The organism is Bradyrhizobium sp. LeoB3 (genome assembly GCF_055456055.1).
In genome coordinates this window covers 1-7,515 of record NZ_JBVBEF010000180.1, presented here as the reverse complement: position 1 = coordinate 7,515, position 7,515 = coordinate 1, and the positions used below count along the sequence as shown (strand labels likewise).

Genomic DNA, 7,515 nt, shown 5'->3' with positions numbered 1-7,515 from the left:
TGATCTTCGCAATCACCGGACTTACCATGACCGCTCCAGCCTCTCAGGCTTTTGCAGAACCTTCCGCACACTACCCCGCCAACCGGTCGCGCCAAGGGCGCGCCCGGTGGCGCGCGTGAGGAGTAACGCTCGCTCGTAGGACCTCTTCTTCACCCTTCCTGATCGAGTCACACTGCGGCCACGAGCCGCATCTGCATTTTCAAAAAACGAGTATGTTAGCTGCCAGCGAGCTTGGAAGCAGCCGCCGCTCGACGGAGGCTGTTGCAAGCGCGCTGGCCGGTGATAGGATCCAAACAACAGTGGGGAAATGCTCGAAATTGCCGCGTTGCAACGCAAGCTGAGCGACAAATTTCTCCTCACGAAAAATCGGCAACAGACCGATTGCAAGAGGGAGGACTGCAAGGTGAAGCCAGCGAACACTCTTTTCGAACTTTCGGCATGCTTGATGGCTGCTACGATCAGCGGGTAGGCCCTTGTACGGCTACATTGTGCGCCGGCTGCTGGCGCTGATCCCCACGCTGCTGTTTGCGAGTCTGATCGTGTTCGCCACGGTACGGATGATTCCGGGCGACGTGATCGACATGATGCTGAGCCAGAACGATCTGGCGGCCGACAAGCTGAGCCGCGAGCAGCTCGTTCAAGCGCTCGGCCTCGACAAGCCCATGGCCGAACAATACCTGATCTGGATCGCCGGCATCTTGAAAGGCGATTTCGGCCGCTCGCTCTGGCAATCGACTCCGGTCCTGGAACTCGTCCTGCAGCGCCTGCCCGTCACCTTTGAGCTCGGCGTCATCGCGCTCGCGGTGGGTCTCGTGATCGCGCTGCCGATCGGCGTCTACTCCGCCGTCCGGCAGGACACGGTGGGAGATTTCGTCGCGCGCTCGTTTTCGATTCTTTTACTGGCCGTGCCGAGCTTCTGGATGGGCACCATGGTGATGGTGTTCCCATCGATCTGGTGGGGCTGGTCGCCCGAAGTGAACTATGTGAAGTTCGCCGACGACCCGATCCAGAATCTCAAGCAGATCATCGTGCCGGCCATGGTTCTCGGCGCGAGCCTGTCGGCCGTCACGATGCGCATGACGCGCACCATGATGCTGGAGGTGCTGCGCCAGGACTACATCCGCACCGCCCGCGCCAAGGGTCTCAACCAACGCCTCGTCATCATGCGCCACGCCTTGCGCAACGCGCTCATCCCGGTGATTACGCTGGTGGGTCTCCAGGCCCCCTTGCTGATCGGCGGCGCCATCATCATCGAGCAGATCTTCGTCATCCCCGGCATGGGGCTTCTCCTGCTCGAGGCGGTGAATCAGCGAGACTACCCGATCGTCACCGGCGTGTTCCTGACGGTTGGACTCGCAGTGATGCTCATCAACCTCATGGTCGACCTCAGCTACGGACTGCTCGATCCGCGAGTGAGGACCAGATGACGGCGATCGAACAGGCCAATCCCTCCGTCGGCCAGGAGACGAGACGCAACCCGGCGCTGCAGTTTCTGGGCCGCCTGTTCCGCGAGAAGCCGTTTGGTGCCGCGGCCGGGATCATCTTTCTGCTGTTCGTCTTTGCCGGCCTGTTCGCGGATGTGCTGGCGCCCTATGGCTTCAACGAGATCAATCCCATACAGCGGCTCAAGTCGCCGTCCTGGGCGCATCTCTTCGGCACCGACAATCTCGGCCGGGACCTGTTTTCGCGCTGCCTGTACGGCGCCCGCCTTTCGGTGATTATCGGTTTCTCGGCCGCGTTCCTTGCAACCGTGATCTCGGTGCTGATCGGCGCACTGACGGGCTATCTCGGCGGCCGCTTCGATCTGATCACGCAGCGATTCGTCGATGCCTACATGTCCTTTCCCGAACTCGTGATCCTGATCGCTGTCGTCTCCGTGGTCGGTCCGGGCATGCCGCAAATCATCGGCGTGTTGAGCCTTGCCTTCGGCATCGCCGGTTCGCGCATCATCCGTGGCGCCGTCGTCTCCGTGCGCGAGCACATGTATGTGCACGCCAGCCAGTCGATCGGCGCCTCCACCGGCCGCATCCTCTGGCGGCATATCCTGCCCAACATCATGCCGCCGATCATCGTGCTGTTCACCACCCGCGTCGGCGCCGTGATCCTCGTCGAGTCCGGACTGTCGTTCCTCGGGCTTGGCGTTCCGCCGCCGGCGCCGACCTGGGGCGGACTGCTGTCGGGCAGCGGCCGAACCTACATGTTCCAGGGTCCATGGCTGGCGCTGGCGCCGGGCCTCTGCCTGACCATCGTGGTCTATGCCACCAACGTCTTTGGCGATGCCCTGCGCGATCTGCTCGACCCGCGCATGCGCGGGTCGCGATAGCCGGCGGCCATACAAAACAAACAAAGAGGAGGGAGAGAAGCATGGATCGGAAGACGACGTTCGGCAGTCTCGCGCAAGGTTTGGCCATCGCAGCTACGCTTGGCCTGTCCCAGTCGCCTGCCCTGGCGGACGAAAAGCCGCAAGTCGGCGGCACGCTCAACATCGGCATGGTCTACGTGACGCTGTCGCCGCTATCGTGGGATCCCGCCGACTGGACCTGGAAATTCCAGCAGGACACCGGGCTGATGTACGAGCAGCTCTTTGTCGGCGATCTTTCCAAGGCAAAGCGCAACGGCGGCAAATACAGCTTCGTGCCCGATGCCTGGCTGCCGAGCGACGCCGTCAAGGGTGAGCTCGCGGAAAGCTGGGAATGGAAGGAAAATCCGCTCCGCGTCGAGGTCAAGCTCCGCAAGGGCGTGATGTTTCCCGAAAAGCCGGGCGTGATGGCCTCACGCGAGCTCGTCGCCGACGACGTCGTGCAAAGCTACTACCGCCTCGACAAGAGCCCGAAGAAGGTCCCGACCTATTTCGATCATGTGCAGAAAGTCGAGGCGACGGACCCGCACACGGTTGTCTTTACCTTCAACAACTATCACGCCGAGTGGGATTACCGTTTCGGCTGGGGCTACTATTCCGGCATCGTGCCGAAGGAAGTGGTCGACGCCGGCGCCGGCAACTGGAAGAACGCCAACGGCACCGGCCCGTTCATGCTGACGGACTACATCCAGGGCAACGCCGTCACATTCTCGAAGAACCCGGTCTACTGGGACAAGGAAAAGATCGCCGGCCAGGAGTACCAGCTCCCGTTCGTCGACAAGATCGTCTATCGCACCATCAAGGACGAGGCCACGTTCCTCACCGCACTGCGCACGGCCAAGCTCGACCTTCTCGAAGCGATCAGATGGACCGCCGTAGACGAATTGAAGAAGAGTGCGCCCCAATTGCAGTGGTCGCGTTCGCTCGGCACTGGCGGCACCTTCCTCGCCATGCGCGTCGACACCAAGCCGTTCGACGACATTCGGGTGCGGCGCGCGCTGAACATGGCGGTCAACAAGAAGGAGATCGTGGCTTCCTACTATAATGGCAATGCCGAACTGTTCGCCTATCCCATGCATCCGGATTACATCGGCTACTACGAGCCACTGGAAAGTATGCCCGACAGCGTGAAGGAGCTCTTCACCTACAATCCGGACAAGGCGAAGGCCTTGCTGAAGGAAGCCGGATATCCCAACGGCTTCTCCTTCAAGGTCCAGGTCTGCTCCTGCTCGCCGGATCACATGGATCTGCTGCCACTGGTTGCCGCTTATCTGGAGAAAGTGGGCGTCAAGCTCGAAATCCAGCCGATGGAATATGGCGCCTTCCTCTCCGCCATGACGACGAAGACCAACGCCCCGGGCTATTTCATGCGCAACGGCCACACCAATCCCACGACGTCGATCCGCAAGAGCTTCGTCACCAAGCAGACCTGGAATCCGTCGCAATACTCCGATCCCGAATTCGACAAGAAGATGAACGACGTCTACCTGGAGCGGGACGAGTCCAAGCGCCAGGAGATGATCAAGGCGTTGACGCGCGAGATCGTGGACAAGGCCCCCTATATCTGGCTGCCCGTCGACTACTTCTATACGGCATGGTGGCCGTGGGTGAAGAACTATGGCGGCGAACTGCGTGTCGGCTCCGAACGACCCGGTCCGATCCATGCTCGACTCTGGATCGATCAGGATCTGAAGAAGAAGCTTGGTTATTAGGAACAGTGAGCCTCGCAATGACGGCGGCAGCCAAACCTCTCCTCAGCGTACGCAACCTCGTGACCCGGTTCGGTCGCGGCCGGGGAGCGGTGACCGCCGTCGATGATGTCTCCTTCGATGTCGGCGTGGGAGAAACGGTGGCTGTCGTCGGCGAGTCGGGCTCAGGCAAAAGCGTGACCGCGCTGTCGATCCTGCGCCTGATTCCCTCACCGCCCGGCCGGATCGAAAGCGGCGAGATCCTGTTCGAAGGCACCGATCTCACCAAGCTTTCCGAGCGCGAGATCATGGAGATTCGTGGCAACCGAATCGCCATGATCTTCCAGGAGCCGATGAGCTCGCTCAACCCGGTGCTCACGGTGGGATTGCAGGTTGCCGAACCGATCAATGTCCATCGACGCAAGCCCTGGGATGCAGCGCTTGGCACCGCGAAACAACTGCTCGGCCGGGTGCGGATGTCGGATACGGAATCGCGGCTCCGCGCCTATCCGCATCAGTTCTCGGGCGGCATGCGCCAGCGCGCCATGATCGCGATGGCATTGGCGTGCGAGCCGCGGCTGATCATTGCGGACGAGCCGACTACGGCGCTCGACGTCACGGTTCAGGCGCAGATCCTCGACCTGTTGAAGGATCTCGCGCAAGGTTCTCGCTGCTCGCTGATCCTGATCACGCACGACCTCGGAGTGGTCGCACGCTATGCCGACCGGGTCGTCGTGATGTATGCGGGGCGCGTCGTGGAACAGGCGCCCGCGCGCGAGCTTTACGCCAATCCCCGCCACCCTTATACGCGTGGCCTGATGGCATCGGTGCCGCGGCTCGACGGCGACACCAATAAGCGTCTGGTGCCGATCGACGGACAGCCGCCCAACCTCGCCCGGCTCCCGACAGGATGCGCGTTCGCGCCGCGTTGCAAGCAGGCCACCGACCTTTGCCACCGCGAGCGGCCGGCGCTTTCCGAAATCGGACCGCAACACCAAACCGCCTGCTGGCTGGAGACACCTGCACATGTCTGAGGCCGATGTCCTCCTCCGCGTCGACGATCTGCAGGTGCACTTTCCCGTGCACAAGGGCGCGGTGTTCCGCAAGCAAGTGGCGACGGTAAAGGCCGTCGACGGCGTCTCGTTCCAGTTGAAGCGCGGCGAAACGCTTGGCCTTGTCGGCGAAAGCGGTTGCGGAAAGTCGACAACGGGCCTTGCGATCCTGCGGATGTTGGAGCCGTCCGGGGGACGCATCGAGTTCGAGGGCCGGGACATCACCCATTTCGACAAGTCCAGCCTGCGTCCGCTGCGCCGGCGCATGCAGATGGTCTATCAGGACCCCTTCGGATCGCTCAATCCGCGCATGAAGGTCCGCGACATCATCGGCGAACCGCTCGAGGTTCATGGCCTCGCGAACGACAGAAAGGCCTTTGATCAACGGATCGCGCAACTGATGCGGACGGTCGGGCTGCTGCCTGACATGGCCGACCGCTTTCCACACGAATTCTCCGGCGGCCAGCGACAGCGGATCGGCATCGCGCGCGCGCTGGCGCTCGAGCCCGCGCTGATTATCTGCGATGAGCCGGTCTCCGCGCTCGACGTGTCGATCCAGGCGCAGGTCGTGAACGTCTTCGTCGAGCTGCAGCAGCGGCTCGGAATGGCCTATCTCTTCATCGCCCACGACCTTGCCGTGGTCCGCCACGTCAGTGACCGCATCGCGGTGATGTACCTTGGCCGGATCGTCGAGATCGCGGCGCGGGACGAGATCTATCGGACGCCCCTCCATCCTTATACCCAGGCGCTGTTGGCGGCCGTGCCGGTCGCCGATCCCGTGGTCGAGGCTACCCGCAAGCGCGTTCCGGTCTCGGGCGAGGTGCCGAGCGCGATGAATCCGCCCTCCGGCTGCCGCTTCCACACGCGCTGTCCGCTTGCGATCGATCGCTGCCGACACGAGGACCCTGCACTGCGCGACCTCGGTGCCGATCGGGCCGTGGCTTGCCACCTGCACGACATGGCCGCACAATAATGCCGTCCGAGAGATCGACGCGGCGCGGTGATCCGGCTGCGTACACGCAAAAATACCTGAAGCGGCGCGAGGCGATCATCGGAACCTCGGCGCGCCTTTTCAACCGCGATGGCCTGAAGGGCGCGACTTTGGCCGAGATCGCTGGGGATGTCGGGCTGCTGACCCACAGCATCACCTATTACTATCGCCGCAAGGAGGATCTCGCGGCGGCCTGTCTGCTTGCGGCGATAGAGACAACCAAAACCGTGGTCCTCGACGCGGCAGGGGAGAACCGCCCGGAAGACAGAATCCGCAGCTACGTATGCGGCTATGCCGATCTGTTGGCGGAAATCGCCACCGGCGCACGGGACGAGCTGGTGTTCTTCAACGATATCCGCGCATTGACCGGATCTCATGCGCGTCGCGTATTCGACGCCTACAACGATCTGTTCCGCAGCGTGCGCTCGCTCCTTCCCGCCGGCGAGTCGGCGGACGATCGCCTGTCGCGAAATGCCCGGACCCACCTCCTGCTGTCGCTCGTTAATATGATGCGGGCGTGGATCTCACGCTATGAGCCGTCCGACTATCGACCCGCGGCTGAACGGATGTCTGCGATCCTGATCGATGGCCTTGCCCGATCGCCCAAGTCCTGGCGGGAAGGCGCAGCGCCCGAGCTCGGTTGGCCGCGAGCCGCGACCGCACGGGATGTCGTTCCAGAGGCCTTCTTGCGCGCGGCCACCATGATGGTGAATGAACAGGGCTATCGCGGCGCATCGCTGGAGCGGATCGCGAGCAGCCTCAACCTGACCAAGGGATCGTTCTATCATCACTACGCGAGCAAGGACGAATTGATCATCGCCTGCTTCGAGCGAACCTTTGACGTGGTGCGGAGGATGCAGTCGCTCGCCATCGAGCGCAGCCCCTCCGGCTGGGCCCGCCTCTGCACGAGCGCGCGGGAGCTCGTCCGCTTTCAACTGTCCGATCAGGGACCCCTGCTGCGGATCACCGCCTGGGGTGCGCTCCCGCTCGGCCAGCGCAAGGATGCCCAGGCCGGGCTCAACCGCCTCACCGAACGCTTCGGCAGGTTCATCGTCGAAGGAATGGAACAGGGTCAGGTTCGCGTGCTCGACGCCTCCATTGCCGCGCAGCTCGTGTCGACGATGGTCAATGCTGCATCGGAGTTGGAGCGGTGGACACCAGCGATCACGGCGGAGAACGCAGTTCGGCTCTACGTTCGTCCCCTGTTCACCGGTCTGTTGTCGACAGAGAATTCGCTCGGCTAGCGCATGATGAGTATTGTTTGAATCGGCGTGACCGCGGTTGTTCACCTCTCCCATAGGGAGAGGTCGGCGCGTAGCGCCGGGTGAGGGGTTACGGTTCCTCGATGGAGCTCATCCCCCTCACCCGGATCGCATCTCACGATGCGATCCGACCTCTCCCCGACGGGGAGAGGTAAGGCACCTC

The 7,515-nt window shown here is 62.6% G+C and carries 6 protein-coding genes; all 6 read left to right on the top strand.

Annotated elements, in window-relative coordinates; genetic code table 11:
* Positions 1 to 473: 473 nt before the first annotated feature.
* The 6 genes from ACZXDY_RS43800 to ACZXDY_RS43775 are packed head-to-tail and all read left to right on the top strand — an operon-like array spanning position 474 to position 7,334.
* Positions 474 to 1,427, top strand: a complete 954-nt coding sequence (locus ACZXDY_RS43800) for an ABC transporter permease (protein ID WP_028162678.1) — start codon at positions 474 to 476, stop codon at positions 1,425 to 1,427.
* Positions 1,424 to 2,323 carry an ABC transporter permease gene (locus ACZXDY_RS43795; RefSeq protein WP_464349755.1) on the top strand — a complete coding sequence of 300 codons (900 nt, stop codon included), beginning with the start codon at positions 1,424 to 1,426 and terminating at the stop codon, positions 2,321 to 2,323. Before ACZXDY_RS43800 ends, ACZXDY_RS43795 begins: the two co-directional genes overlap by 4 nt.
* A 41-nt stretch (positions 2,324 to 2,364) precedes the next feature.
* Positions 2,365 to 4,071 (top strand): ABC transporter substrate-binding protein, encoded by a 1,707-nt coding sequence (locus ACZXDY_RS43790; RefSeq protein WP_464349754.1) that lies wholly within the window; start codon positions 2,365 to 2,367, stop codon positions 4,069 to 4,071.
* A 17-nt stretch (positions 4,072 to 4,088) separates the two neighbouring features.
* Positions 4,089 to 5,081 carry an ABC transporter ATP-binding protein gene (locus ACZXDY_RS43785; protein WP_464349753.1) on the top strand — a complete coding sequence of 331 codons (993 nt, stop codon included), beginning with the start codon at positions 4,089 to 4,091 and terminating at the stop codon, positions 5,079 to 5,081.
* Positions 5,074 to 6,072 (top strand): ABC transporter ATP-binding protein, encoded by a 999-nt coding sequence (locus tag ACZXDY_RS43780; RefSeq protein ID WP_464349752.1) that lies wholly within the window; start codon positions 5,074 to 5,076, stop codon positions 6,070 to 6,072. The genes ACZXDY_RS43785 and ACZXDY_RS43780 overlap by 8 nt, the downstream gene beginning before the upstream one ends.
* Positions 6,072 to 7,334, top strand: a complete 1,263-nt coding sequence (locus ACZXDY_RS43775; protein WP_464349751.1) for a TetR/AcrR family transcriptional regulator — start codon at positions 6,072 to 6,074, stop codon at positions 7,332 to 7,334. The genes ACZXDY_RS43780 and ACZXDY_RS43775 overlap by 1 nt, the downstream gene beginning before the upstream one ends.
* The last annotated feature ends 181 nt before the right edge of the window (positions 7,335 to 7,515 follow it).

Coding starts and splice junctions, on each gene's coding strand:
- ACZXDY_RS43780 (WP_464349752.1), top strand. CDS start 5,074: ATGTCTGAGGCCGATGTCCTCCTCCGCGTCGACGATCTGCAGGTGCAC.
- ACZXDY_RS43790 (WP_464349754.1), top strand. CDS start 2,365: ATGGATCGGAAGACGACGTTCGGCAGTCTCGCGCAAGGTTTGGCCATC.
- ACZXDY_RS43775 (WP_464349751.1), top strand. CDS start 6,072: ATGCCGTCCGAGAGATCGACGCGGCGCGGTGATCCGGCTGCGTACACG.
- ACZXDY_RS43785 (WP_464349753.1), top strand. CDS start 4,089: ATGACGGCGGCAGCCAAACCTCTCCTCAGCGTACGCAACCTCGTGACC.
- ACZXDY_RS43795 (WP_464349755.1), top strand. CDS start 1,424: ATGACGGCGATCGAACAGGCCAATCCCTCCGTCGGCCAGGAGACGAGA.